This window comes from Lysobacterales bacterium, from assembly GCA_016703225.1.
Classification (GTDB): domain Bacteria; phylum Pseudomonadota; class Gammaproteobacteria; order Xanthomonadales; family Ahniellaceae; genus JADKHK01.
This window is the reverse complement of record JADJCM010000010.1, coordinates 172836-198393: the sequence shown is the minus strand read 5'-3', so window position 1 is coordinate 198393 and position 25558 is coordinate 172836. Positions and strand designations below refer to the sequence as shown.

20 protein-coding genes and 1 pseudogene are annotated in these 25558 nt (G+C 65.4%); 8 read left to right on the top strand and 13 right to left on the bottom strand.

The window, feature by feature from the left end:
• Window positions 1-35 precede the first annotated feature (35 nt).
• From IPG63_19330 to IPG63_19320, 3 genes are all read left to right on the top strand, one after another.
• Window positions 36-995 carry an acetyl-CoA carboxylase carboxyltransferase subunit alpha gene (locus IPG63_19330; protein MBK6729309.1) on the top strand — a complete coding sequence of 320 codons (960 nt, stop codon included), beginning with the start codon at window positions 36-38 and terminating at the stop codon, window positions 993-995.
• A gap of 98 nt (window positions 996-1093) precedes the next feature.
• Complete coding sequence (locus IPG63_19325; protein MBK6729308.1) at window positions 1094-1345, top strand: AbrB/MazE/SpoVT family DNA-binding domain-containing protein; 252 nt, start codon at window positions 1094-1096, stop codon at window positions 1343-1345.
• The gene (locus tag IPG63_19320; GenBank protein ID MBK6729307.1) at window positions 1342-1737 is read left to right on the top strand and encodes a type II toxin-antitoxin system VapC family toxin; all 396 of its coding nucleotides are present in this window, start codon (window positions 1342-1344) and stop codon (window positions 1735-1737) included. The genes IPG63_19325 and IPG63_19320 overlap by 4 nt, the downstream gene beginning before the upstream one ends.
• Window positions 1738-1802: 65 nt before the next feature.
• On the opposite strand, the gene IPG63_19315 is transcribed toward IPG63_19320, so the two are convergent.
• From IPG63_19315 to alaS, 3 genes are all read right to left on the bottom strand, one after another.
• Window positions 1803-2912, bottom strand: a complete 1110-nt coding sequence (locus tag IPG63_19315; GenBank protein MBK6729306.1) for an OmpA family protein — start codon at window positions 2910-2912, stop codon at window positions 1803-1805.
• Window positions 2913-3012: 100 nt separating this feature from the next.
• Window positions 3013-3909: a LysR family transcriptional regulator gene (locus IPG63_19310; GenBank protein ID MBK6729305.1), complete on the bottom strand. Its 897-nt coding sequence runs from the start codon at window positions 3907-3909 to the stop codon at window positions 3013-3015.
• Between the two features lie 22 nt (window positions 3910-3931).
• The gene (alaS, locus tag IPG63_19305; GenBank protein ID MBK6729304.1) at window positions 3932-6565 is read right to left on the bottom strand and encodes an alanine--tRNA ligase; all 2634 of its coding nucleotides are present in this window, start codon (window positions 6563-6565) and stop codon (window positions 3932-3934) included.
• A gap of 70 nt (window positions 6566-6635) precedes the next feature.
• On the opposite strand from alaS, the gene IPG63_19300 reads away from it, so the two are divergent.
• Window positions 6636-8720 (top strand): diguanylate cyclase, encoded by a 2085-nt coding sequence (locus IPG63_19300; protein MBK6729303.1) that lies wholly within the window; start codon window positions 6636-6638, stop codon window positions 8718-8720.
• A gap of 50 nt (window positions 8721-8770) precedes the next feature.
• On the opposite strand, the pseudogene IPG63_19295 reads toward IPG63_19300, so the two are convergent.
• The 7 genes and pseudogenes from IPG63_19295 to IPG63_19265 form a co-directional block, all read right to left on the bottom strand.
• Window positions 8771-10418: pseudogene (locus IPG63_19295) on the bottom strand (IS1634 family transposase).
• Between the two features lie 192 nt (window positions 10419-10610).
• Window positions 10611-11075, bottom strand: coding sequence for a regulatory protein RecX (locus tag IPG63_19290; GenBank protein ID MBK6729302.1), 465 nt, complete (start codon window positions 11073-11075; stop codon window positions 10611-10613).
• Between the two features lie 22 nt (window positions 11076-11097).
• Complete coding sequence (locus IPG63_19285; GenBank protein MBK6729301.1) at window positions 11098-11796, bottom strand: type II restriction endonuclease; 699 nt, start codon at window positions 11794-11796, stop codon at window positions 11098-11100.
• Window positions 11796-12935 carry a DNA adenine methylase gene (locus IPG63_19280; protein ID MBK6729300.1) on the bottom strand — a complete coding sequence of 380 codons (1140 nt, stop codon included), beginning with the start codon at window positions 12933-12935 and terminating at the stop codon, window positions 11796-11798. The genes IPG63_19285 and IPG63_19280 overlap by 1 nt, the downstream gene beginning before the upstream one ends.
• A gap of 59 nt (window positions 12936-12994) precedes the next feature.
• Complete coding sequence (gene recA, locus IPG63_19275) at window positions 12995-14032, bottom strand: recombinase RecA (protein MBK6729299.1); 1038 nt, start codon at window positions 14030-14032, stop codon at window positions 12995-12997.
• 179 nt (window positions 14033-14211) lie between these two features.
• Window positions 14212-14724, bottom strand: a complete 513-nt coding sequence (locus tag IPG63_19270) for a CinA family protein (GenBank protein ID MBK6729298.1) — start codon at window positions 14722-14724, stop codon at window positions 14212-14214.
• Window positions 14725-14787: 63 nt separating this feature from the next.
• On the bottom strand, window positions 14788-15483 hold the full coding sequence (locus IPG63_19265; GenBank protein ID MBK6729297.1) for a thioredoxin fold domain-containing protein: 696 nt from the start codon (window positions 15481-15483) through the stop codon (window positions 14788-14790).
• A 90-nt stretch (window positions 15484-15573) separates the two neighbouring features.
• Between IPG63_19265 and mutS the strand changes: the two genes are divergently transcribed.
• The 3 genes from mutS (at window position 15574) to IPG63_19250 (ending at window position 21181) form a co-directional block, all read left to right on the top strand.
• Entirely contained in the window at window positions 15574-18195 is a 2622-nt protein-coding gene (gene mutS, locus IPG63_19260; protein MBK6729296.1) for a DNA mismatch repair protein MutS, read from the top strand.
• A gap of 26 nt (window positions 18196-18221) precedes the next feature.
• On the top strand, window positions 18222-19346 hold the full coding sequence (gene tyrA, locus IPG63_19255; protein ID MBK6729295.1) for a bifunctional chorismate mutase/prephenate dehydrogenase: 1125 nt from the start codon (window positions 18222-18224) through the stop codon (window positions 19344-19346).
• A gap of 146 nt (window positions 19347-19492) precedes the next feature.
• Window positions 19493-21181 (top strand): cation:proton antiporter, encoded by a 1689-nt coding sequence (locus tag IPG63_19250; GenBank protein ID MBK6729294.1) that lies wholly within the window; start codon window positions 19493-19495, stop codon window positions 21179-21181.
• A 369-nt stretch (window positions 21182-21550) separates the two neighbouring features.
• Here IPG63_19250 and IPG63_19245 read toward each other — a convergent pair whose 3' ends face one another.
• Complete coding sequence (locus IPG63_19245) at window positions 21551-22024, bottom strand: transposase (GenBank protein ID MBK6729293.1); 474 nt, start codon at window positions 22022-22024, stop codon at window positions 21551-21553.
• Between IPG63_19245 and IPG63_19240 the strand changes: the two genes are divergently transcribed.
• Window positions 21995-22198: a hypothetical protein gene (locus IPG63_19240; protein ID MBK6729292.1), complete on the top strand. Its 204-nt coding sequence runs from the start codon at window positions 21995-21997 to the stop codon at window positions 22196-22198. The genes IPG63_19245 and IPG63_19240 overlap by 30 nt on opposite strands.
• A gap of 176 nt (window positions 22199-22374) precedes the next feature.
• On the opposite strand, the gene IPG63_19235 is transcribed toward IPG63_19240, so the two are convergent.
• Window positions 22375-23748: a PAS domain-containing sensor histidine kinase gene (locus tag IPG63_19235; protein ID MBK6729291.1), complete on the bottom strand. Its 1374-nt coding sequence runs from the start codon at window positions 23746-23748 to the stop codon at window positions 22375-22377.
• 1 nt (window position 23749) lies between these two features.
• Window positions 23750-25126, bottom strand: coding sequence for a sigma-54-dependent Fis family transcriptional regulator (locus IPG63_19230; GenBank protein ID MBK6729290.1), 1377 nt, complete (start codon window positions 25124-25126; stop codon window positions 23750-23752).
• Window positions 25127-25558 lie beyond the last annotated feature (432 nt).

Genomic DNA, 25558 nt, shown 5'->3' with positions numbered 1-25558 from the left:
GCTATCATTGCCCTCCCGCTGTCCGGACGCGACCGATGAACCAGAACATCCTCGAATTCGAAAAGCCGATCGCCGAGCTGGAAGGCAAGCTGCGCGAACTTCGCGCCAGTTCGCAAGGGCAGTCGCTCGACTTCGACGCCGAAATCCGCAAGCTCGACGGCAAGCTGCGCGAGAAAACCGTCGAGATCTTCCAGAGCCTGAGTGCGTGGCAGATTGCGCAGCTGGCGCGCCATCCGCTGCGCCCGTACACGCTCGACTACATCGGCCACATCTGCGAGGAGTTCCACGAACTCGCCGGCGACCGCGCCTTCGCTGACGACGCCGCGATCGTCGGCGGCCTCGGCCGCATCGACGGCAAGAGCTTCGTCATCATCGGCCACCAGAAGGGCCGCGACACGCGCCAGAAGATCCGCCGCAATTTCGGCATGCCACGCCCAGAAGGTTACCGAAAGGCGCTGCGCCTGATGCACATGGCCGAACGCTTCAATCTGCCACTGCTGTCCCTGATCGACACCCCGGGCGCCTACCCCGGTGTCGGCGCCGAAGAGCGCGGCCAGTCCGAAGCGATCGCGCGCAATCTGCTCGAAATGTCTAAGCTGCGTGTGCCGGTGGTGTGCACGGTGATCGGCGAAGGCGGCTCCGGCGGCGCGCTCGCGATCGGCGTCGGCGACCGCGTCAACATGCTGCAGTTCAGCACCTACTCGGTGATCACCCCCGAAGGCTGCGCCTCGATCCTCTGGCGCAGCGCCGAGCGCGCGCGCGACGCCGCCGAAGCCATGGGCTTGACCGCCGCGCGCCTGATCGAGCACGGTCTGATCGACCAGATCATCCCGGAACCACTCGGCGGCGCCCACCGCGACCCCAAGACCACCGCCGAAAACCTCAAGGCCGTCGTGCTCGACCAGATCGCCGAACTCGAAAAACTCGACACCGATGTACTGCTGACACAACGCTACGAGAAGCTCCGCGGCATGGGGCAGTATCAGGCGGCGTGAGGGCCACTGCTTCGTCCAAGGCTTCTGTCCAAGGCTTCTTGGATGGTAATGCATTCTTGCATTACCATCCCGGCGACGAAGTCACCGGATGCACCCTCATGAGCACCCTCACCGTCACCACCCGTGGTCAGGTCACGTTCCGCAAGGAAGTGCTGCAGCACCTCGGCATCCAGCCGGGTGAGAAGATCGAACTCGACTTGCTGCCCGACGGTCGGGCGCAACTGCGCGCGGCGCGCCCGAGCGGAAGCATCGATGCCTTCCTCGGCCTGCTCGCAGGCAAGAGTGGCAAGGTCGCCACGCAGGAGGAAATTGCCGCCGCAGCCGCCACCGGCTGGGCCGGAAAGCGATGAAGCTGTCGGTCGACACCAACGTGCTGGTGCGCAGCGTGGTGCGCGACGATGCGCGCCAAGCGCGTGCGGCCGAGAAGGCGCTCACCGAGGCCGCGCTGATCGCGGTATCCCTGCCCTGCCTGTGCGAATTCGTCTGGGTGTTGCGCAAGGTCTACCGCTTTGCCGACGCGGAGATCGCTGCGGCCATCCGCGCACTCGCGGCAGCCGAGAAAGTCGCCATGAACCGGTCGGCGGTGGAAGCCGGATTGGCGCTACTGGAAGCCGGGGGCGACTTCGCCGACGCGATCATTGCCCACGAAGGTCAATGGCTGGGTGCCGAGGTCTTCGTCTCCTTCGACCAGCAAGCGGTGTCCCTGCTCAACCGTCAGGGACAAGCCGCGCGCCTGCCCTGAGGCGTCGTCAAAACAAGAAACCCCGCCGAAGCGGGGTTTCCTGTTTTCTGGAAGCGAGCTTTCGATTACTGCTGCTTGACGAGTTCGGTGCGGCGGTTGCGGGCGCGGCCTTCCGAGGTGTCGTTGGTGTCGATCGGCTTGGCTTCACCGTAGCCATTCGGGCCAGACAGACGATCGGCGGCGATGCCCTTGCCGGTCAGGTAGTCATACACGGCCTTGGCGCGACGTTCCGACAGACCCTGGTTGTAGCTGTCGGTACCGATCGAGTCGGTATGGCCGGCGACTTCCACCTTGAGTGCGGGATAGCGGTTCAGCACATCGACCGCCTGGTCCAGGATCGCAACCGATTCCGCGCTCAGGTCGGACTTGTCGAACGCGAAGTTGACACCGCGCAGGTCGATCACGATGGCGGCTGCGCAACCATCCGCACCGACCGCTTCGCCAGCAGCCGAGGCCGGGCATTGGTCATCGCAGTTGTTGACGCCGTCCTTGTCATCGTCGAGCGTGCTGCAATCCGCAGCCGGCGTTTCGGTCACGGCGACCGGCGTCTCGGTGCCCGGATCGGCAGCTGCCGCGGCTGCCGGGGCAGCGCGCTCGCCGAGCTTGATGGTCATGCCGACGCTGGCAATCCAATCACCGAAGTGGTCTTCGCCCGGAATCGATTCGTCGTCCATGTCATAGCGATAGGTCAGCTCAGAACGCAGGGCGATCGCGTCGTTGATGTCGTGGCCGAGGCCAAAGCCGCCATCGAAAACGGCGTTCGTGGACGCATCGTTGTCGGGACTGTAGTCATTCCCCGTCAATTGGTTGGTGACATGGGCTCGCGACAGCCCGAGTCCGGCCTTCACGTAGGGTCGCCATGCCCAGTTGGCCAAGTAATGACGCGCAGCGACGGAGAGTGCGTAGTTGTCGAAATCACCATACATCGCCTCGTTGTTGTCGAAACTACGGGAGGTGTAGTCCAGCGTGAAATCCAACGACGAGTTCTCGCTCACGAACCGGCCGATTCCGATCGAACCGAGTACAGACAGGTCTGAATCGACCATGCGGTCGTCATCGTGGACCGACATACCCAATGCCGGTGCGATATACCAGCGGTTGTCGTAGTCCTGCGCCGAAACGGCGCCGGCGCCGATCGCGAGTGCGACCAGGACGCAAAGTTGCTTACGGTTCATCGGAGTCTCCTTGTTGGTATGGCGCTGCCCCGGGGCCCCAGGGCAACAGCGCGCGATTATAGGGGAAGGTTCCACGGCGGGGGCGTGAAGCCTGAACGGATCACGAGCCCGGCGCCGGTTCGGTCAGGCGCGGATCGCTACGCAGGCGCTCGGCCAGGAACTCCATGAAGGTGCGGATGCGCGCGACCTGGCGCAGGTCGGGATGGGTCAGCAGCCACAACTGGCCGCTGAAACGTGGTTCGACCGCAAACAGCCGCTGCAGGCGCGGCGTGTGCTGATCGCTCGGTAGCAATGCCAGGCCAACCGCTTCGCAGGCCAGCGCCGCCATCGTCTCGAGATCGCCGGCGCGGGCGATGATCGCGTCGTCAGCGAGGTTGCGGGCCAACCAGGCGAACACCGGCAGCCGCTGGAACGCGGCATCGGCGCCGATCACGCGGTGCTGGGCCAGTGCATCCATGCCGACCGGACGACCCATGCGCTCGAGATAGGCAGGGCTCGCGTACACCCACCAGCACAGCGAGGCCACCTGGCGCCCGACCAGATGCTCGGGCGGCTGCGTGGTGGCACGCAGGGCGACGTCGGCCTCGCGCCGGCTCAAGTCGAAATCGGAATCCGAAGCGGCGATCTCGATGCGGATGCCGGGATAGCGGGCGATGAAGTCGGGCAGATACTGGGCGAGGAATCCGGTCGCCAGGCCATGCGGCGCGGTGACGCGGATGTCGCCACGCAGGGCGAAGTCGCGCCCGGCGATCTTGCGTCCGAGCGCGATCACATTGCCCTCGACCGCCTCGGCCTCGGTACGGATGGAGTCACCCTCGGGTGTCAATGCGTAGCCGCTCGGCAGGCGTTCGAACAGGCGCACGCCCAGCGCCTCTTCGAACGCATTCAAGCGCCGGAACACCGTCGAGTGATTGACCTTGAGTGTGCGCGCGGCGGCTGCGAGCGAACCGCCGCGAGCAATCGCGAGGTAGACCTGCACGTCATTCCAGTCAAACATGCGGTGTGCCTCGCATCGTGGCTCAGTCGATCTTGGCCCGGGCGAACTCCACGACACTGGCCAGCGCGGGAATCAACGCGGGCGAATCGTCGCCGCCGCCCTGGGCCATGTCCGGACGACCGCCGCCCTTGCCATTCACCTGGCTGGCGACATGGCTGATCAACTCGCCCGCCTTCAGTTTGGCCAGCCCGGCGCCGTTGACGCCGGCGACCAGCGAAGCCTTGCCATCCGCCGCTGCGGCCAATACCACCGCGCAATCACCGAGCTGGTTGCGCAGCGCGTCGACAGCCTCGCGCAGGGTCTTCGCATCCATACCCTCGATGCGGCCGGTGACGATGCGGATGCCTCCGATACTCGGCGCAGCTGCCGCCAGTTCGTTCAACAGCGCATTCGCATTTTTCGCCTTCAGCGCATCGATCTCACGCTCCAGCTTCTTCTGGCGGTCGAGCAGCTGCTTGAGCTTGGCGACAACTTCGGCTTCGCCAGCACCGACCAGTTCCGCCACTTCGCCCAGCCGGGACTCGCGGGTGTCGACCAGGGCCATTGCATCGGCACCGGTCACCGCTTCGATGCGACGCACGCCGGAAGCGATACCGCCTTCCGAAGTGATCTTCATCAGGCCGATGTCGCCAGTACGCGACACATGCGTGCCGCCGCACAGTTCGGTCGAGAATTCGCCCATCTTCAGCACGCGCACACGTTCGCCGTATTTCTCGCCGAACAGGGCCATGGCGCCGAACTCGATCGCTTCCTGCATGCCCATCTGGTGCACCTCGGCGGCGACGTTGCGGCGCACCTCGGTGTTGACGATCGACTCGACCTGCTTCAATTCGGCGTCGCTCACCGGCTGGAAGTGCGAGAAGTCGAAGCGCAGGCGATCCGGCGCGACCATCGAGCCCTTCTGCTGCACATGCTCTCCCAATACCTGGCGCAGCGCAGCATGCAGCAGATGCGTGGCCGAGTGGTTGAGCACGATCGCGCCACGGCGACCGCCATCGATCTCGCCAATCACACGATCACCCAGTTTCAGCGTGCCGCTCGACAGCGTGCCGACATGGCCGTGGTAGACGCCGGCCAGCTTGATCGTGTCCTCGACCACGAACTCGGCATTGCCGAGGCGCAGGACACCGGTGTCTCCGACCTGCCCGCCGGACTCGGCGTAGAACGGCGTGCGATCGAGGATGACCACGGCGCGCTCGCCGCTCGCGATCGACTCGCGCGTCTGGTTCGCGACCAGCAGCCGTTCGACCTTCAGATCCTTGACGACCAGCTCCTCGTAGCCCAGGAAGCCGGTGGCCGCCAGTCCCGCCGACTGTTCGGCCGAGATCGCGAAGCCCTGGTCGAACTTGCTGGCCGCGCGTGCACGTTCGCGCTGCACATCCATCGCCTTTTCGAAGCCGGCCAGGTCGACGGTCAAGCCACGCTCGCGCGCGACATCGGCGGTCAGATCAAGCGGGAAGCCATAGGTGTCATACAGCTTGAAGGCATCGTCACCGGCGATTGTCTTGGCTCCCTTGGCAGCGAGTTCCTCGAACACCTTCATGCCCTGGTCGAGGGTTTCGGCGAAGCGTTCTTCCTCGTTCTTCAGCACGCGCTCGACCTGGGCCTGCTTGTGCGCGAGTTCGGGATAGGCGGCGCCCATCTCGGCGACCAGCGTCTTCACCAGGGTCGAGAAGAACAGCGACTTGCAGCCGAGCTTGTGGCCGTGGCGCAAGGCGCGGCGGATGATGCGGCGGAGCACGTAGCCGCGGCCCTCGTTCGAAGGCAACACGCCGTCGACGATCATGAAGCTGGTGGCACGGATGTGGTCGGCGATCACGCGCAGCGACGGATTCGCCAGGTCGCTCGTTCCGGTCGCCCTGGCCGCGGCCTCGACCAGGTGCTTCATCAGATCGATGTCGTAGTTCGAGTTCACGTGCTGCAGCACCGCGGTCAGGCGCTCCAGGCCCATGCCGGTGTCGACGCAAGGCTTCGGCAGCGGCGTCAGCGTGCCGTCGGACGAACGCTCGAACTGCATGAACACCAGGTTCCAGATCTCGATGTAGCGATCGCCGTCCTGCTCTTCCGAACCCGGCGGGCCACCGGCCACGGACGGCCCGTGGTCGTAGAAGATCTCCGAGCAGGGGCCGCAGGGACCGGTGTCGGCCATCTGCCAGAAATTGTCGGACGCATAAGGCGCGCCCTTGTTGTCGCCGATACGCACGATGCGCTCGGCCGGCACGCCGACTTCTTCGTTCCAGATCGCGTAGGCCTCGTCGTCGGTGTGGTAGACGGTGACCCAGAGCTTGTCGGCCGGCAACGCGTAGACATGGGTCAGCAGCTGCCACGCGTAGTGGATCGCGTCGCGCTTGAAGTAATCGCCGAAACTGAAATTGCCGAGCATCTCGAAAAAGGTGTGGTGACGCGCGGTGTAACCGACATTTTCGAGGTCATTGTGCTTGCCGCCGGCGCGCACGCAGCGTTGTGCCGTGACCGCACGGCTGTAGCTGCGCTTCTCGGCGCCAAGGAACATGTCCTTGAACTGGACCATGCCCGAGTTGGTGAACAGCAGGGTCGGGTCGTTGCCCGGCACCAGCGGGCTCGAAGGGACGTGTTCATGGCCCTTCGACTGGAAGAACTCGATGAATGCGGAACGGATTTCGGCGCTGGACTTCATGGGGGCCCTGAGGGAGTAACCGGGGAACGAAAGACCGGTGATTCTAGCGGAGCCGGAGCCGAGTCCACGCATGCAGGCCGACATCGGCAACCCGGCAGCGGCGGCGGCTCGCTTGCTCTACCATCCCGCCATGACCTTCCGCCTCGCCCTGGTCTTGCTGCTGCTGTGCTTCGGCGCCGGGGCGACCCGCGCCGAGGCATCGCGGCCGAGCACGGAACCGCCGGAGGTTGCCAGCTTGCGCAGCGATCGCACGCGTTCGGCCGAAGCGCTGCTGGTGGAAGCCGAGCGCTGGGGAGAATCCGCGGCAAACCGCCTGGCGAGTGGCTGGAGCAAGCTCGCGATGGGCGAGTTCTGCGACGAAACCGAGCAGCCCGAGCGCGCCTATGCGCTGCTCGACGAAGCCGCTGCCATCGCCGCCAGCGAACACGCCGACGATCTCGCTATCGCGGCGCGCAGCCGCCTCGCGTCGATGTACGCCAACCGCGGAGACGCAGCTCGCGCGGCGGTGGTGCTCGGCGAGATGGAGACGGTCGCGAAGGCGGCCGGCCGCGTGGATTGGCAGGCACTGTGGACGTACAACCGCGGCGTGCTGGAGCGCAAGCTCGGCCATTTCGACGCCGCCATCGGCTACTTCGACCAGTCTGCAGCGCTGGCGCTCGCTGGTCAGGATCGCCACCAGCAAGCGCGTTCACTGAACGCTCTGGGCCTGGTGCTGGCGCGCATGGGCAAGTTCGCCGACGCACTGGCGCACCACCACCAGGCGCTTGACCTCGCACGTGCCACCGGCGACTCATCGGAACTGGCACGCACCTACCGCATGCTCGGCTTCCTGCACCGCAACCTCGACGACGAGGAACTGGCCGCGCAGAACATCCGCGAGGCGCTCAAGCACCTCGGCCCGCGCGACGTGCGCGAAGGCATCGCATTGCGAGGCGAATTGTCGCGAGCGCTGCTGGAGTTGGGCCAGGTCGAGGAGGCAGCACGCTACGGCGAGGAGGCGGCCGATGCCTCGATCCAGCTTGGCAGCCCGCCGAACAAGGTCAATTCGTTCACCGCGCTGTCGGACGCGCGCCTCGCGCAGGGTCGCATCGACGAAGCCGCGGACTGGTCGCGGCGTGCGTTCGAGTTGTACGGCTCGGTCGCCATTCGCGACCAGGTGCAGATCCACGCCAATCGCATGCGCGTGGCGCGCGTGCGCGGCGCATTGGCCGACGCGCTGACGGAGGGGCGCGCGACAGTGGACGGCGCGCGCAAACTCGGCGACAAAGTGCTGGAACGCACCGCGCTCGACGAACTCTCCGATATCGAACTGGCCAACGGCGAGGTGGCTGCGGCGATGGCCACGCGCAAGGCCTTCCAGGAACTCGACAAGACCCTGGCAATCGATATCGCCGGGCGCCGCGTTGCCATTCTGGAAGGATCGCTGGCGGCGCAGCGCGCCGAGACCGAGCGCACCCTGCTGGCACGCGACAATCAGATCCAGGCGCTGCGCATCACCCGCCAGCGCATCGTCGGCGTCGGACTGATCGTGCTGCTCCTGCTGCTGGCCGGATTTGCCCTGCTGTCGCACCGGCGCTACCAGGAAACGCGCCGCCTGCATGCCGCCCTTGCCGAGAGTTCGGTCGAGCTGCAGCGCGTCGCCAACACCGACGCCCTCACCGGCATCGCCAACCGCGGCGCCATCGTCGCGCGCTTCGAGCAGGTGCTCGCGGCCATCCAGTCGCATCCGCAATCGCTGGCGGTGCTGCTCATCGACATCGACCATTTCAAGCGCATCAACGACCAGCACGGGCATCTCGCCGGCGACGTGGTATTGCGCGAGGCCGCCCAGCGCATGCGCGCGGCATTGCCGCCGGAAGCCCACTTCGGCCGCTGGGGCGGCGAAGAATTCATCGTCCTGCTCGAAGGCACCGAACCCAAGCGTGCCGCCGAGGTCGCCGAAGCGGTTCGCTCCTCGATCGACGGCGCACCGTTCCCGTACGGCGATGTTCGCATCCGCGCCAGCGTCAGCATCGGCGTGGCCGCCGCCGAATGTCCGGAACGCCGCGGCATCGACCGCCTGGTCGCCACCGCCGATGCCGCGCTGTACCGGGCCAAGAACGCCGGCCGCAATCGTGTGGAACGCGCCTCCCAAGTTCCGCAGCTAATCGCGTAAGTCCTTGATTTGCCTGTGGTGAGACAGGCAAAAATGACACAACATGGGCGTCAGGAAGGTTTCTTGATGCCGAGGGCGGCGAACAGTTCGAGTTGCTGGGGTGTGGTCGTGCCGATGCCGGTGAGGCTCTGTTTGCCGATGCGCACGCGATGCGTTTGCAGACGGCGCAGGAGTTCGAGAGTGGTCTTCGGGCTGTTGGTGTTGCCGTTCGCCTTCAGGCGCATGCGCATGACGCGGTAGAGGACGAGCGCGAGGAAGCAGATCAACGCGTGCGCGCGGATGCGATCTGGCAGTCGGTGGAAGACCGGTGCGATGTCGAGGTCGCTCTTGAGCACGCGGAAGCCGCGCTCGATGTCGGCGAGACTCTTGTAGCGGCTGACGACTTGTTCGGCGCTGAAGTCGCTGACGTTGGTCAGCAGCACCAGCTTGCCGTCGAAACGCTCGGCGTCGCTGATCGCGTGTTCGTCGACGCCGTAGCTGAAGCAATCGGCCTGATAGTCGGCCTTGATGTAGCGCGTCAGTTCGGCGTCCGCGACCGCCTGCTGGAAGCGCGTGTAGGCGCCGCGATCGCTGGCTTTGCGGCCGCGCGCGGTCTTGCCCTGATCCTGCGCATCGAGCTTGCTCACCAGTTTCTCGGCGAACGCCTCGATCTCGGTGATCCGCGCGCGGCGCTTCGCCGATTGCTCGGCCGCGCGTGCCGGATCGTGCGCGACCACCAGGCGATGACCCGCGAACTCGCCTTCGGCCAGACTGGCACGGTCGCGATCGAACGCGAGGGCATCCAGAGTCCCGCCGAGTTCGCGATAGCGCCGCGCCGGCACCGCCAGGATGAACTGCAACTTGCGCTGCGTGGCGTTGGCAACGGCGGCCAGTTCGGCAACGTTGTCCAAGCTCAGCAGGCCGCGGTCGGCAACGATGATCACGCGCTCGACATCGAAGCGCTTGAGCACCGAGTCCAGCATCGCCTTCAGCGTCTTGGTCTCCGACACGTTGCCGGCGTGCACGGTATGCATCAGCGGCAGACCTTCGGCCGACTGCACCACGCCGAGCACGAACTGGCGCTCGATGCCGCCAGTTTCCTTGTTCATGCCGAACGCGCGGAGATCGTTTGCGACCTCGCCCTCACCGTGAATGCGGATCGTGGTCAGGTCGTAGAACACCACCGACAGCTGTTGGTCGAGCATCGGCCGCAACTGCGCCGCAACGCGCGCTTCGACGGCCTCCGCCCGATCCATCAGTGCATCCATCGTGCGCAGCAGTTGATCGTGGGTGATGTCCTCGGGCATGCCGGGAATCGAGACGGTCTCAAGCCATTCCAGGCAGCCTAGCTTCGAGTCCGGCGCGCACAAGCGGTTGAACACCATCGCACGCACCATCGCCTCGGCATCGAAGGCTCGGCGCGATGAGCGCAACGCGCGCGTGATCGCCTCGCCGAACCCAAGCTCCGACCACAGCGCGTTCAACGCATAGACATCACCGAACGCCAGCGCCGTGTCGTACTCCGGCACCGGCGCCGAACTCGGCACACGGCCCAGCGCGCTGCAAGCCGTGGATCAAGGGATCCAGCTTCTTGTCCGACAACTGATCGAGGCGACCCAGATTCGCGACCACGCGCTGCCGCACTCCAGCTTCCGAGCGGAAGCCTTCGACGATCTGCAGATAACTGCGGCCACCGGAGCGAGTGATGCGCGTGTACATGTGCCAACCCTAACACAGTCAGAACCGCTTCGTAAGCCACTATCGCGCTCCGACGTGACACAACACGACCCTTCCGAAAACCCTCCCAAAATCGCGCCAAGTCGTTGACTCTATTGACCCTCACCGCCGAGCAAGGGCGAAATTTTTGGGTCCAACTGCGGAACTTGGGGCGCCTGAGACGGAAGCCCGCCCTCAGTCTTCGACTTCGGCGCGGGTGACGGCGCGGATCACCGCCGCGTCAAACCCGCGCGCGCCGAGCCAGGCGGCGCGCTTCTGACGCTCCTTGTAGTCGGCGGCCTCGGTGCCACGGAACTTGCTGGCGAATACGCGGCGCGCGATGGCGATCCAGTCGATTTCCGCCGTATCCAGCGCCGCGCTGGCGGCCTCGCGTACGATGCCATGGGTCGCCAGCTCGGCGCGGATTCGCAGTGGCCCGTAGCCATCGAGCGCTCGCCTGCGCACCAGCGACGCGGCGAAACGCTCGTCGCTCTGGTAGTTACGTTCGCCCATGTCGCCGACCACGTCGCCGGCCTCCTCGGCAGCGACGCCCTTCTGCTGCAGCTTGCGCTTCAATTCGCGCGCCGAATGCTCGCGCCGCGCCAGCAGGCCGAGCGCACGCTCACGAGGCGACTGGTCCGGGCGATGCTTGCCGGGCATCAATGTCACCCCCGCAAGCGATTCATTTGAATTGCCCTTCGCCATACTTGGAGAAGTAGTAATACACGCTCTTCTCAGCAATTGAGTAGCAGCGCTCCTTCATCTCGTCGCCACTCCAGACACGCTCTCGGAAAAAAAACGAGCCGCGATTGAATCGATCGCTGCAGCTGTTATGCAAATACTCCTTGTTCAACTGCCCAAACATCGCGATAGTAACAACGCGATCCAAAATGCTAGAATTGGCAGCAAAATCACAACCGTCGCCAAAACAAACAAAAGGAAATATCGACTGCTCTAGCATCGCTGTACGAAATCCAATAGCGTTCTTGCCTAGGCGCTCGATAGCATTACCTTTGGCCTGCTTGCCCTTTCCTTCTGCAGCTCGTAGATCATTTGTACCCTGATTCTTCTTCTCCGCAATCAAAATTGGGTACTTCTTCTTGTCCGCTGATACTAAAGAGAGAATCCCGCCATCCGGGCGCATGGCGGAAGAAGCGTGCGCACAGAAAAAATCAACATCCGGAAATGCTTGGCTAAGCCCCTCCACAACCGACTTTAGCAGCCATTGTCGCTCGTGATCAAATTCAACTCCAGGAAACTTCTCACGAAGTCTATCTCTGACGCCGCTAATGGCGATATCGAGCGACTTCTCTTGAATCTTAGATCGAGTATTAATTACCGTTCCAACACGTTGCTTTCTCAGCTCCTGCTTCTTCGCCACTAGCGCTTCTCCAGCAAGTACAGGAACTCTGTCACGTGCAACGACCGCCCCGACAAGTTTCTGCTACCGCGAAATGTGTTGTAGGCAGTTTCAAGCGTGGTCGTCGCACCCAAGGCAGAGAGTTTTTCCAAGAAACTACCGTGCGCAACAAATCCCTCAGAGTTGTACGAGATCAATACGAATTTGGACTTGCAACGCTCCACTGCATCGAATAGCGCTTCCTGAGCGAAGCCGCGCTTGTTGTATGCGGATCGGTTCCAGTTGACGGGTATTCCAGATACTTCACTGATTTCTTCTGGCCGCCTATAATCAGCCAACAAGTTCAACATAAAATAGTTGGAACCATATGGATGCTGGTTATACGGAGGGTCAAAATACGCGAGATCAAACTCGGTGGAAACACTATCTACCAGTGCGTTAGCGTCCTCTCGATGAATCGCCACGTCGCACTCGAAGCGCGAAAAAACCGGCATTGGCAATTCGATATCTCGCATAATTCTACTAAGTGCGTCCTGTCCGTTTCCACCGAACTGACCAATCCCGTTCCGAGATTTATAAAACCCCTTAAACACCCCCGACGTATTCGCGTGCACCGACGCCTTTGCCAGCAGCGGCGCTAGGAAGTATGGTTGCAGACTTCCCGGTAGAGCTGATATTTTTTGCCGCGCGGTATCGAGGTAACAAGCATTGCGGCGCGTATAAAACACTCTTTCGTCTGGCGCAATACAGTGGTCTTGGCTTGGAGCGTAGAGTTCTGCAATAAACCCGGGAGCGAAATCGCGTCTTATTTCGCTCGTCAACCAATTCAACGCATCTGCCAGATCATATCCATCAAGCTGTTTGCGATTACTGAGATAGCACGAATTGGTGACAAAACTGTAACGCTCCAAATCGTTGGCGGTGATGTGTTCCGCGTGCTGTTTGAAGTATCTGGAGACCACGCCGGTTCCGGAAAAAAGGTCCAGCAGCACCAATTTCTGCTTGGCCAACCGCCGCTTCACCTCCTCGACAGCGCGCCCAATGAACGGCAACAGCGCGCGCTTGTTGCCGATGTAGGTGATGATCTGGTCTTGGAGGAACTTCGAGTCCTCGATATCCAGTCCATCACCATTCAATGCTAACTGCTGCGGAACCGCCATTTCCTAACTCCCTACTTGACTCGCTCACGTCCTTCCGTTGCGCAGAACGCATTGTCTGATCAGGCTTCCTCGGTTTCCTCGGCGTCGGCGCCGCCGCTGATCGCGATCTTCGCGGTGAGCATCTTCGCGCGCAGCTTGGCGTCGATGTCGTTGGCCATGTCCGGATGCTCCTTCAGGAACAGCCGCACATTGTCCTTGCCCTGGCCGATGCGTTCGCCGTTGTAGGAATACCAGGCGCCGGATTTCTCGATCAGATTGTTGGCCACGCCCATCTCGATGATCTCGCCCTCGCGCGAAGTGCCTTCGCCGTACAGAATCTCGAACTCGGCCTGGCGGAATGGCGGTGCCATCTTGTTCTTGACCACCTTGACGCGGGTTTCTGCGCCGATCACTTCTTCGCCGCGCTTGACCGAACCGATGCGGCGGATATCCAGCCGAACCGAGGCGTAGAACTTGAGCGCATTGCCGCCGGTGGTGGTTTCCGGGCTGCCGAACATCACCCCGATCTTCATGCGGATCTGGTTGATGAAGATGACCATGCAATTGGACTTCTTGATGTTCGCGGTCAGCTTGCGCAGCGCCTGGCTCATCAACCGCGCATGCAGGCCGACGTGCGAGTCGCCCATCTCGCCCTCGATCTCGGCCTTCGGCGTCAGCGCCGCAACCGAGTCGACGACGACGATGTCGACCGCGTTCGAGCGCACCAGCATGTCGGCGATTTCGAGCGCCTGTTCGCCGGTGTCCGGCTGCGATACCAGCAGGTCCTCGATCTTGACGCCGAGCTTCTCGGCATAACCCGGATCGAGCGCGTGCTCGGCGTCGATGAACGCCGCAACGCCACCGGCGCGCTGGGCATTGGCGATCACCTGCAACGTCAACGTGGTCTTGCCGGAAGACTCGGGGCCGTAGATCTCGATCACCCGCCCGCGCGGCAAACCACCGATGCCAAGCGCGACATCGAGCCCGAGCGAACCGGTCGAGATTGCGTCGATCGCATCCGACTGGCGATCACCCATGCGCATGACCGTGCCCTTGCCGAACTGCTTGTCGATCTGCGCCAGGGCGGATTGCAGGGCGCGCTTCTTGTTGTCATCCATGGGGATGTCCTCGGGTCGAAGTGGAAGGGATGGATGCAGCCTCACACCCCGCATTCTCAGATCGCGAGACGGCCGCCCAATGATGCGCAAAGTATCCCACAGCCCGACGTGCCGCTTCGGTGATGATCTGACTTGGGCCTGCGAAATTTCGGGAATGTGGCCGGGGCGCACCGCCCCGCTCACCGCCCCGCCACCAACCGCTCCAAGCCTTCGAATGCCGCGGCGACGGTGGCGCGGCGGATGGCGTCGCGGTCGCCTTCGAAGTGGAACACCTGCGCGGTGGGCGGGTGGTGGCCGAAGCCCCAGGCGATCCAGACGGTGCCGACCGGTTTGTCGCGGGTGCCGCCGGTGGGCCCGGCAATGCCGGTGATGGCGACGGCCATGTCGGCGCGCGAGCGCGAGAGCGCGCCGCGCACCATCTCGACCACGGTCTCGCTGCTGACTGCGCCGTGCTGTTCCAGGGTCTGGCGCGGCACGCCGAGCATGGCTTCCTTGGCGTCGTAGCTGTAGGCGACGAAGGCGCAGTCGAACCAGGCGGAACTGCCGGGCACTTCGGTCACGACCTTGGCCACCCAGCCGCCAGTGCAGGACTCGGCGGTGGCAAGTTTCAAGCGTGCTTCGAGCAGGCGCGCACCGAATTCGGCGGCACGCGCATGCAGTTCGGCATCGGCAAGTTCGGCAGCGGGCTTCATCGGCGCAGTATGCCAGCCACGCGCGCGGCGATCACGGCCGGGCCGCTGCAGCCGGTATCGCCGTCAGGCGCTGCGCCAGTTGCACCGGATCGAGATAGCCACCGAGCACCGAGCCGTCGCTGGCGATGATCGTCGGCGTACCGAGCCTGGCGAGCTTCTGCCCGAGCTGCATGGTTTCGGTGATCGGATGCGCGCATGCCTTGCGCTGGTCGGCCGGCAACTCCCTGCCGACATGCTCGCCGTCAACGCGTCCTGGCGATCGACCGCGCACCAGACATAGCCGGCCTTGTCATACGAAGCCGACGGCTGGCCGGCACGCGGGAACATCAGGTAGTCGACGGTGATGCCGGCGGCGTTGATCGCCGACATCTCCTTGTGCAGCTTGCGGCAGTAGCCGCAGTCGACGTCGGTGAAAATGGTAATGCGATGCTTCTCCTCGGCGGCAGCAAAGCGGATGCGCTTCTCCTCGCCCACCTTGGCCAGCGCCGCGCGACGCAACCCGTTCTCGGTGCTCGCGGTCAGGTCGGCGCGCCGTTGTGCGTCATACAAGCGCCCCTGCAGCAGGTGCTGGCCATCGGCGCCGACGTAGAGCACCTCGCCATTGGCCACCACTTCGAACACGTCCGCCATCGCCGCCGGTTGCACCGACTCGATCACCGCATTCGGCAGCAGCCGTTGCACTGCGGCGCGCACCGCCGCCTCGTCCGCCTGCGCTGCGCCCGTGACCAGCGCCAGGGCCAGCATCGTCCACTGCTTCATGATTTGCTCCGTGCACCGCCTTCCAATCGAGGCCAGCCTGCGACTCGGCACGCGCGCACAAGTTCCGCGTGCGCCACGGTATCGAGGTCGATGCACCCGCCCCGGCGCGGCTACACTGCGCGGCCCCGTTCCCTGACCGCGTCTCCCGTGTCCGACGATTACTCCCAGCACACCCCGCTGATGCGCCAGTACTTCCGCGCCAAGGCGGAATTCCCGGACACGCTGGTGTTCTTCCGCATGGGCGACTTCTACGAGTTGTTCTACGACGACGCGCGCAAGGCGGCGCGCCTGCTCGATGTCACCCTGACCCAGCGCGGCCAGTCGGCCGGTCAGCCGATCCCGATGGCCGGTGTGCCCTACCACGCGGTCGAGGGTTATCTCGCCAAGCTGGTGAAGCTCGGCGAATCGGCGGCGATCTGCGAGCAGATCGGCGACCCTGCACTCGCCAAGGGCCTGGTCGAACGCAAGGTGGTGCGCGTGATCACGCCAGGCACGCTCACCGACGAGGCTCTGCTCGAAGAACGTCGCGACAACCTGCTGGTGTCGCTGACTCGCGCTGGCGAGCGCACCGGCCTGGCCTGTGTCGATGTCGCCGGTGGCCGCTTCACGCTCGGCGAGATCGACGGTGAAGCGGCGCTGCTCGCCGAACTGGCACGCCTGGCACCGGCCGAGACCCTGCTCGACGAGAACGTGCGCTGGCCAGACACCGTGATCGCGATGACCGGCACGCGCCGACGCCCGCCCTGGCACTACGAACACGACAGCGCCGAGCGCGCGCTCTGCGAATTCTTCGCCACCCGCGACCTGCGTGGCTTCGGTTGCGCCGACTTGAAACTCGCGGTCGGCGCCGCCGGCGCATTGCTCGCGTATCTGAAGGACACCCAGCGATCGGCCCTGCCGCACCTGACCCGGCTCGCGGTCGAATCCAGCGACGACACCATCGCGATGGATGCGGCCACGCGCCGCAACCTCGAACTCGATGCACAGACCAGCGGTCGCAGCGGCGCGACGCTGTTCTCGGTGATCGACAGCACGGTCACGCCGATGGGTGGTCGCATGCTGCGGCGCTGGCTGCATCGGCCGCTGCGCACTCGCACCGTACTGCAACTGCGTCACCAAGCCATCGCGGCGCTGATCGAATCCGGCCAATTGCACGCACTGCGCGAACTGCTGCGCAGTATCGGCGACATCGAACGCATCCTCACCCGCGTCGCGTTGCGTTCGGCGCGGCCGCGCGACCTGTCCACGCTGCGCGACGCACTGCGTCTGGCACCCAATCTGCAGCGGCAATTGGCGGCGATCGACAGCCCGCGCCTGCATGCGCTCGGCACGCAACTCGGCCGCCATGACGACAGCGCCGACCTGCTCACCCGCGCCATCCTCGAACAGCCACCGGTGCTGCTGCGCGACGGCGGTGTGCTGCGCGAAGGCTTCGATGCCGAACTCGACGAACTGCGCCTGCTGTCGACGAACGCCGACCAGTTCCTGATCGACCTCGAAGCGCGCGAGCGCGCCGCCAGCGGCATCGCGACCCTGAAGGTCGGCTACAACCGCGTGCACGGCTACTACATCGAGATCAGCCACGCGCACGCCGAGCGCGCGCCGACGCATTACACGCGCCGACAGACGATCAAGGGCGCCGAGCGCTACATCACCGAGGAGCTGAAACAGTTCGAGGACAAGGTGCTCTCCGCCAAGGAACGTGCGTTGATGCGCGAGAAGGCGCTGTACGAGCAAATCCTCGACGCGCTGAACACGCGTCTGGAAGCGCTGCGCGAAGCCGCGGCCGCGTTCAGCGAAGTCGATGTGCTGGCCGCGCTCGCCGAGCGCGCGCAGGCATTGAATTGGACGATGCCGGAACTAATCGACGCTCCGGGCATCGACATCACGCGCGGCCGCCATCCCGTCGTCGAATCGGTGCGCAGCGACCCATTCGAACCGAACGGGCTGCAGCTTGATCCGTCGCGGCGCATGCTGGTCATCACCGGTCCGAACATGGGCGGCAAGAGCACCTACATGCGCCAGGCCGCGTTGATCGTGCTGCTCGCGCATATCGGCAGCTTCGTGCCGGCCGATGCGGCGCGCATCGGGCCGATCGACCGCATCTTCACCCGCATCGGCGCCGGTGACGACCTCACCGCCGGGCAATCGACCTTCATGGTCGAGATGAGCGAGACCGCGAACATCCTGCACAACGCCAGCGAACACAGCCTGGTGCTGATGGACGAAGTCGGGCGCGGCACCAGCACCTACGACGGCCTCGCGCTCGCGTTCGCCTGCGCGGTGCACCTGGCCAGCACGAACCGCGCCTACACCCTGTTCGCGACGCACTACTTCGAGCTCACTGCGCTCGCCGGCGAAATCGACGGCGTCGCCAATGTGCATCTGGATGCGGTCGAACACGGTGACTCGCTGGTGTTCCTGCACGCGGTGAAGGACGGTCCGGCTAATCGCAGCTTCGGCCTGCAAGTTGCGGCACTCGCCGGCGTGCCGAAGCCGGTGATCAACGCCGCGCGTGCGCGCCTGCTGGCGTTGGAAGCGAGACCGCCGGAGCAGCACGCGCCCGCCGTTGCGGCCGAGCAACCGCGGCAGTTCGGCTTGTTCGATGCCACGCCGCCGGCGCTCGACGCGTTGCGCGCGCTCGATCCGGACAGCATGAGCCCGCGCGATGCGCTCGAAGCGCTGTATCGACTGAAGTCCCTGGTGCGCTGACGCCGCGCCGATTCCCGGAACCCGCCATGAGCCTCGACGAACTCCGACTACAGATCGACTCGATCGACCAGCAACTGGTCGAGCTGCTGGTCGCGCGCAGCCGCGTCACCGCCGCGATCGGTGCCTACAAGCGCGAACGCGGACTGGCGCTGTATGTGCCCGAACGCGAGTCGGAACTGCTCGGCGCGCGCCGCGAACAGGCGCGCGCGGCCGGCGCCGATCCAGACCTGGTCGAGGACGTGTTGCGCCGGGTGATGCGCGGCTCGTACAGCTCGCAGGAGACCTCATTGCCGGCGGTGGGCGATGTGCGCACACCGGTGGTGATCATCGGCGGCCGCGGCGCCATGGGTCGGCTGATGGCGAGTCTGTTCGAGCGCGCCGGCTACGTCGTGCGCGTGATCGACACCGACAACCTCGACGAACTCGCGGAGGCGGTCGCCGACGCCGGAATGGTGGTGGTCTCGGTGCCGATCGACCGCACCGCACAGGTGATCGCCGCGTTGCCGAAACTCCCGCCCGACTGCGTGCTCTGCGACATCACCTCGGTCAAGCAGATTCCGCTCGCGGCGATGCTCGAAGCGCATGCCGGGCCGGTGGTTGGCCTGCACCCAATGTTCGGCCCGGACGTGCGCAGCCTGGTCAAGCAGGTGATCGTCGTCTGCCCGGGCCGCGACGCGACGCGCTGCGACTGGCTGCTGCGTCAGCTCGAAGCCTGGGGCGGCCTGCTGCGTGATGAGTCCCCCGCCGCGCACGACCAGGCGATGCAGATGATCCAGGCGATGCGCCACTTCACCACGATCGCCTATGGCGTGTTCCTGAGTCGGCAGCCTGCGGACCTGGAACAACTGCTGCGCCTCAGTTCGCCGATCTACCGGCTCGAACTGGCGATGGTCGGGCGCCTGTTCGCGCAGAGCCCGATGCTTTACACCGACATCATGCTGCAGGCCGAACACCTGCCCGACCTGATTTCCGAATACCGCCACGCGCTCGATGAATTGCTCGCGCTGGTGCGCAATGAGGATCGCGACGGGCTGATCGCGCGCTTCCGCGACGTGCAGTCCTACTTCGGCGAACTCGCGCCAAGGCTGCTGGCCGAGAGCGCCGAGCTGCTGCGCAAGATGCATGATGCCCAGGGGGCGAAGGCGGTTTGAATCGCGGCCAGTTCGGAATCGCGGCTTGGAAGCCGCTCCCACTGGCGGAGAAATAGTGGGAGCGGCTTCCAAGCCGCGATGCCTGACAGCCGCTCCTACTGGCGCTGCGATGCGCTACCGTTGCCCCGGCCGAGCCAGGAGGGCCGATGCCGCACGACATCAACCTGATCACGACGATCGCCGCCAGCCTTGGCCTGGCGACCCTGCTCGGGCTTGGCGCGGCGCGGCTGCGGATGCCGCCGATGATCGGCTACCTGCTCGCTGGCGTGATTCTCGGCCCGGCCACGCCCGGGTTCGATGCCGATCTCAAGCTCGCGTCGCAGCTGGCCGACATCGGCATCATGCTGATGATGTTCGGCGTCGGCCTGCACTTCTCGATCGACGATCTGCTCGAAGTGAAGCGCATCGCCATCCCCGGCGCGCTGGTGCAGATCAGCGTGTCGGGCGCGCTCGCCACCCTCGCCGGCCATGCCTTCGGTTTGCCCTGGCTCTCGGCCGCCGTGTTCGGGCTGTCGCTGTCGGTGGCGAGCACGGTGGTGGTGCTGCGCGCGCTCGAGTCACGGCATCTGCTCGACACCCACACCGGCCGCATCGCGGTCGGCTGGCTGGTAGTCGAGGACGTGGTCATGATCCTGGCGCTGGTGCTGCTGCCGCATCTCGGCTCCATCTTCGGCGAGGGCAGCAGCGCCGGGCTCGGTACGGCGCTGGCGTGGACCCTGCTGAAGCTGGTCGCGTTCGTGCTCTCGATGCTGGTGATCGGTAAGCGCGTGCTGCCGCGCTTGTTGTGGATGATCGGCGGCACCGGTTCCCGCGAGCTGTTCACCCTGAGCGTGATCGCGATCGCGCTCGGTGTGGCGTTTGGCGCGTCGAAGCTGTTCGATGTCAGCTTCGCGCTCGGCGCGTTCTTTGCCGGCATGATGATGCGCGAATCGGAGTTCAGCCATCGCGCCGCGGACGAATCGCTGCCACTGCGCGACGCCTTCGCCGTGCTGTTCTTCGTTTCGGTCGGCATGCTGCTCAACCCGGCCACGCTGGTCGAGCAACCATTGCACATCGCAGTCGTGGTCGCGCTGATCGTGTTCGGCAAGTTCGCGGTGGCGACGATCACCGTGCGCGCGCTCGGTTATCCGCTGAACACCGCGCTCACCATCGGCGCGGTCGATGCGCAGATCGGCGAGTTCTCGTTCATCCTGTGTGCCATCGCGATCAGCGCCGGCCTGCTGCCGGAAAGCGCGCGGCAACTGGTGGTCGCTGGCGCGCTCATCACCATCGCGTTGAACCCGCTGTTGCTGCGCGGCATCGCGCCCTTGCAGGAATGGGTGCGCTCGAAGTCGCGACTGGCGCGCTTCATGGAACAAAGCGCCGACCCGCTGGCCGAACTGCCGATGAGCACCGACCAGCGCCTGCTCAGCGGCCAGGTGGTGATCGTCGGCTTCGGCCGCGTCGGCCGCCGTCTGGCCGAGCGACTGCGCGCGGAGGGCATCCCGTTCGTGGTCGCCGACCAGAACCGCGAACGCATCGAAGCGCTGCGCGCGCAAGGGCTGCCGGCGGTTTCCGGCGACGCCACCGAACCAGCCACCCTGATCCAGGCCCACGTCGCGCGCGCCGCGATGATGGTGGTGGCGCTGCCCGATGCCATCGATGCGCGCAAGATGATCGAGGTCGCCAAACTGCTGAACCCGAAGATCCTGTGCGTGGTGCGCACGCATAGCGACGACGAAGCCGAACTGCTGCGCGCCGAGCGCGTCGGCGAGGTATTCATGGGCGAACAGGAACTCGCGCGCGCCATCGGTGAGCATGTGGTTGGGGAGATGCAGCGGCTCCGGCCGTTGTAGGAGCGACCCCGGTCGCGACCGGAGACGCCGTCCACCCGATGTTCGCGACGCAGCGTGATCGCGTTGATCGCGCGTTGCGGCGGGTGGATCGCGCCGTGATGGTCGCGCGTCGCGGCGTGGTTATCGCGCCGTGATGGTGGCGCGTCGCGGCGTGGTTATCGCGCCGTGATGGTGGCGCGTCGCGGCGGGTTGATCGCGCCGTGATGATGGCGCGTCGCGGCGGGTTGATCGCGCCGTGATGATGGCCGTTGATCGCGCCGTTGCCGGCGCTCCTACAAACGGCCCCGATGCCGCGCGCTGTTTGTAGGAGCGCCGGCAACGGCGCGATCCGGGGTCACGATATGCGGCGACACCCCGTCCGCGCCGCGATCATCGGTCGCCACCCGTCCCCATCCATCGGTACGCGCGCCCATCGACACACAAACCCGCACGTTCCGGATTGCGTCGCACGTATTCGACCGCGGCATCCAGCTCGTGATCATTGCGCAACGCGCGATCATGAAAGCCGCGCGCCCAGAATTTGCCGCGGCGCTGCATGACCCGGTTGGCATCGATGCCGGTGCTGGTCTTGAAATGGTTCATCAGCGACGACAGCGACGTGTGGTCACCCAGCTGGACCACCCCGTGCCAGTGATCCGGCATCAGTACCCACGCGAGCAGCACGGCATCGCGAAATAGCGCGTCATCCCCGTGCCGTGCAGCAACCGCAGCGGCCACCTGTGGCCCGCTGAACCAAGGCTCCCGGTCGGCGGTCACCGTCGTCACCAGATAACACCAGCCGCTCATCGAGGAACGGCCGCGTCGCAAGGCGGCATGGCCGCGTCGTTCGAAATATGGGTTCATGCCGCCAATGTCGCCGACCTGGACCGCGCCCGGCATCAGGCGATGGCGGAATGGCGCATGCGAAATTTCGGATGGCGCATTGCGGTGGGTGGATCGCGCCGTGATGATCGCGCGTTGCGGCGGGTTGATCGCGCCGTGATGGTGGCGCGTCGCGGCGTGGTTATCGCGCCGTGATGGTGGCACGTCGCGGCGTGGTTATCGCGCCGTTGCCGGCGCTCCTACAAACGGCCCCGACGCCGCGCGCTGTTTGTAGGAGCGCCGGCAACGGCGCGATCCGGGTCGCGACAATCCCCCATCCACGCCGCGATCCGGGTTCGCGACACCCCCCCATCACCGCCGCGATGTCGCGATCAAACCCCCACCACCAACCGCGCCACACAGCCCTTTGCATCGCGGCGATTTTCCAGCGTGAGCGAGCCGCCGTGGCCTTCGGCGATCTGGCGGGCGAGCACGAGTCCGATGCCGCTGCCCCCAGGTTTGGTGGTGAAGAACGGCACGAACAGGTTGTCGGTGGCGGCGAGGCCGGGGCCGCTGTCGATGATCTCGATGGCGAGCAGGCGCTCGCCGGCGGCAGAGGCTTCGGCGTCAAGGCGCGCGACCAGTTGCACTTCGCCCTGCTGCTGCATCGCCTCGGCGGCGTTCTTGAGCAGGTTGATCAGCGCCTGTTCGATCTGATCGGGATCGATCGACACGCTGAGATCGTGCACGGCGTCGCAGTCACAGCGAACGCGGCTGCCCTGCTGCAATTGCGCGACCCGCTGCAGCAGCGCGCCGATGTCGGTATCGCGCTTGGCCGGCGGCGGCAGCCGCGCCAGTGTCGTGTAACCGAGCATGAAGCGCGTCAAGGCCTCGGCGCGATCCTCGATCAGGGCGAGGCCGGTAGCGAGATCCTCGCGCCAGTCCTCGGGCAATTGCTCGCGCGAGGTCATGCCGCGCAGCGTGCCGGCCATCGACTTGATCGGCGCCAGCGAATTGTTGAGTTCATGCCCGAGCACGCGGATCAGGCGTTGCCAGGCCTGGCGTTCCTCTTCGCGCAGTGCGCGGCTGAGGTCGGTCACCACGATCAACTCATGCGGCAGGCCGCCTTCGCGGAAGGTGCTGCGGCGCACGTCGAAGCGGCCCTCACCACCGGGGAAGCTGCGGCGCAGGGTCTGCGCGCCTTCGACCGCCAGGCAATCGGCGAGGTCGAGCTCTTCGGCGCTGCGGCCTTCGGCATCGCGCGGGTGCCGGCACAGCAGGCGCGCGCCGGCGGGGTTGATCAGGCGCAGGTTGCGGTGCACGTCGAACGCGAACACCGCGATGTCGATTTCGGCAACGACCTTGGACAACAGGGCCATCGTCTCCTCGACGCGCAGGCGCTGCTCGCGCAGCGTCTGCGACAGCGCGTTCACCTCCCAGATCACTTCGCCGATGGCATCGCCGCGTCGCCCGCGCGAACCGCGCAGCGAGTAGTCGCCCTCGCGCAGCGCTTCGAGCAGGTTCGACAGCGTGTACAGCGGGAACACCACGCGCGCGCGCAGCCGCAGGGCCAGCAGCAGCGAGATCAGCACCAGCGGAATCAGCAGCATCAGCCAGTGCTCGCGCGCAGTCGCTGAGCCAACCAGCAGCAGCGCAGCCACCAATGGCGGCAGCAGGATCGCGAGACCGGAGAGCAGGACCTCGCTCTCGTAGCTCAGTCGCGGCTTGCGCCCTGCTTCGTGGTTGACGCCAGGCACCAGGCGCATGTCAGTCGCCGCGCAGGCCGTACTTTTCGAGGCGCCGATAGAGCGCGCCGCGGCTGAGTCCGAGCAGGCCGGCGGCCTTCAGCACGTTGCCGCCGGTGCGATCGAGCGCGTTGCGGATCATCGCCTCCTCGGCCTGTTCGATGGTCGCGTCGTCCGCAGCCACCGCGCCTGCAGCCTTCGCCACCGGCGGCAGGCTCGGATCGAGCGCGAAGTCCTCGATGGTGTCGCCGACGGTCATCAGCACCGCGCGTTCGACCAGATGCCCGAGTTCGCGCACATTGCCCGGCCAGTGGTAGGCCTCGAGCTGACGCAGGGCCGAGGGCGCGACACGCAGTTCGGGCCGGCCGTAACGTTCGCCGAAACGAGCGAGGTAGTGCGCGGTCAGCGCAGCGATGTCCTCGCGGCGCTCACGCAACGGCGGCAAGCGAATTTCGACGGTGTTGAGCCGAAACAGCAAGTCCTTGCGGAAACCGCCCGAGTTCACCAGCGCGGCGAGATCGGCATTGGTCGCCGACACCACGCGCACGTCGACCTGGACTGTGCGCGAGGAGCCGACGCGTTCCAGTTCGCGGTCCTCGAGCACGCGCAGCAGCTTGGGCTGCTGCGAGGGCGGGATGTTGCCGATCTCGTCGAGGAACAGCGTGCCGCCGTCGGCGACTTCAAAGCGGCCGACGCGATCGGACTTGGCATCGGTAAACGCGCCCTTGACGTGGCCGAACATCTCGGCCTCGAACAGGTGCTCGGGCACGCCGCCCATGTTGACCTTGATGAAGGGGCGGTCGCTGCGCCGCGAGGCCTCGTGCAGGTGCTTGGCGATCACGCCCTTGCCGGTGCCATTGTCGCCGGTGATCAGCACGTTCGCATCCGACGGCCCAACGCGGCGGATCATCTCCAGCACCGGCTGCATCGCTTTCGACTGCGCGATGAACCCTTCCGCCTCGTCGCCGCGCAGATAACTGTTTTCGGCATCGAGCTGGGCGACGCGCCGCTGCGCCTGGCCGAGCGCGATCTGGTTGCGCAGGATGGTCAGCAGGCGGTGATTGTCCCAGGGCTTCTCGACGAAGTCGGCGGCGCCGTGACGCATCGCCTGCACCGCCAGATCGATCGTGCCCCAGGCGGTCATCACCACGATCGGCAGTTGCGCTTCGAGCGTGCGCAACTGCTGGATCAGATCGATGCCTTCGCGGCCCGAGGTGGTGTCGCGGCTGTAATTCAAATCAAGCAGCGCGCAGGCGAAATGCTGGCGCCTCACTGCCGCGACCGCGGCCTCGGGGTCGGACACGGTCACGCAGGCCAGGCCCTCGGCCTTGAGCATCATGCGCAGGGCCTCGAGCACATCGCGCTGGTCGTCGGCGATCAGGATGGGGAGTTGGGACATGGCGGGATGTTATGCGATTGGCAGCTTGCGCGCGGTGTTCCGTTCGCCCTGAGCCTGTCGAAGGGCGCCTGCGGAAGATCCGCAATCTGCGGGTTCGAAGCCTCGGTCTTCGACAAGCTCAGACCGAACGGGCCTGTTGGGCATTCTGCACACTCGCATTGAGCGCGGTGTTCCGTTCGCCCTGAGCCTGTCGAAGGGCGCCTGCGGAAGATCCGCAATCTGCGGGTTCGAGGACTCGGTCTTCGACAAGCTCAGACCGAACGGGCCTGTTGCGCATTCTGCACACTCGCATTGAGCGCGGTGTTCCGTTCGCCCTGAGCCTGTCGAAGGGCGCCTGCGGAAGATCCGCAATCTGCGGGCTCGAGGACTCGGCCTTCGACAAGCTCAGACCGAACGGGCCTGTTGGGCACGCTGCACACCCGCACCGTGCTC

Bases quoted from the DNA above. Each gene is read 5' to 3' on its own strand.
- IPG63_19230 (MBK6729290.1), bottom strand. From the start codon at position 25,126: ATGTCCCAACTCCCCATCCTGATCGCCGACGACCAGCGCGATGTGCTC.
- IPG63_19235 (MBK6729291.1), bottom strand. From the start codon at position 23,748: ATGCGCCTGGTGCCTGGCGTCAACCACGAAGCAGGGCGCAAGCCGCGA.
- IPG63_19330 (MBK6729309.1), top strand. From the start codon at position 36: ATGAACCAGAACATCCTCGAATTCGAAAAGCCGATCGCCGAGCTGGAA.
- IPG63_19265 (MBK6729297.1), bottom strand. From the start codon at position 15,483: ATGAAGCAGTGGACGATGCTGGCCCTGGCGCTGGTCACGGGCGCAGCG.
- mutS (MBK6729296.1), top strand. From the start codon at position 15,574: ATGCACCCGCCCCGGCGCGGCTACACTGCGCGGCCCCGTTCCCTGACC.
- IPG63_19310 (MBK6729305.1), bottom strand. From the start codon at position 3,909: ATGTTTGACTGGAATGACGTGCAGGTCTACCTCGCGATTGCTCGCGGC.
- IPG63_19300 (MBK6729303.1), top strand. From the start codon at position 6,636: ATGCAGGCCGACATCGGCAACCCGGCAGCGGCGGCGGCTCGCTTGCTC.
- IPG63_19245 (MBK6729293.1), bottom strand. From the start codon at position 22,024: ATGAACCCATATTTCGAACGACGCGGCCATGCCGCCTTGCGACGCGGC.
- IPG63_19315 (MBK6729306.1), bottom strand. From the start codon at position 2,912: ATGAACCGTAAGCAACTTTGCGTCCTGGTCGCACTCGCGATCGGCGCC.
- IPG63_19270 (MBK6729298.1), bottom strand. From the start codon at position 14,724: ATGAAGCCCGCTGCCGAACTTGCCGATGCCGAACTGCATGCGCGTGCC.
- IPG63_19240 (MBK6729292.1), top strand. From the start codon at position 21,995: ATGGCCGCGTCGTTCGAAATATGGGTTCATGCCGCCAATGTCGCCGAC.
- tyrA (MBK6729295.1), top strand. From the start codon at position 18,222: ATGAGCCTCGACGAACTCCGACTACAGATCGACTCGATCGACCAGCAA.
- alaS (MBK6729304.1), bottom strand. From the start codon at position 6,565: ATGAAGTCCAGCGCCGAAATCCGTTCCGCATTCATCGAGTTCTTCCAG.
- IPG63_19280 (MBK6729300.1), bottom strand. From the start codon at position 12,935: ATGGCGGTTCCGCAGCAGTTAGCATTGAATGGTGATGGACTGGATATC.
- IPG63_19325 (MBK6729308.1), top strand. From the start codon at position 1,094: ATGAGCACCCTCACCGTCACCACCCGTGGTCAGGTCACGTTCCGCAAG.
- recA (MBK6729299.1), bottom strand. From the start codon at position 14,032: ATGGATGACAACAAGAAGCGCGCCCTGCAATCCGCCCTGGCGCAGATC.
- IPG63_19320 (MBK6729307.1), top strand. From the start codon at position 1,342: ATGAAGCTGTCGGTCGACACCAACGTGCTGGTGCGCAGCGTGGTGCGC.
- IPG63_19290 (MBK6729302.1), bottom strand. From the start codon at position 11,075: ATGCCCGGCAAGCATCGCCCGGACCAGTCGCCTCGTGAGCGTGCGCTC.
- IPG63_19250 (MBK6729294.1), top strand. From the start codon at position 19,493: ATGCCGCACGACATCAACCTGATCACGACGATCGCCGCCAGCCTTGGC.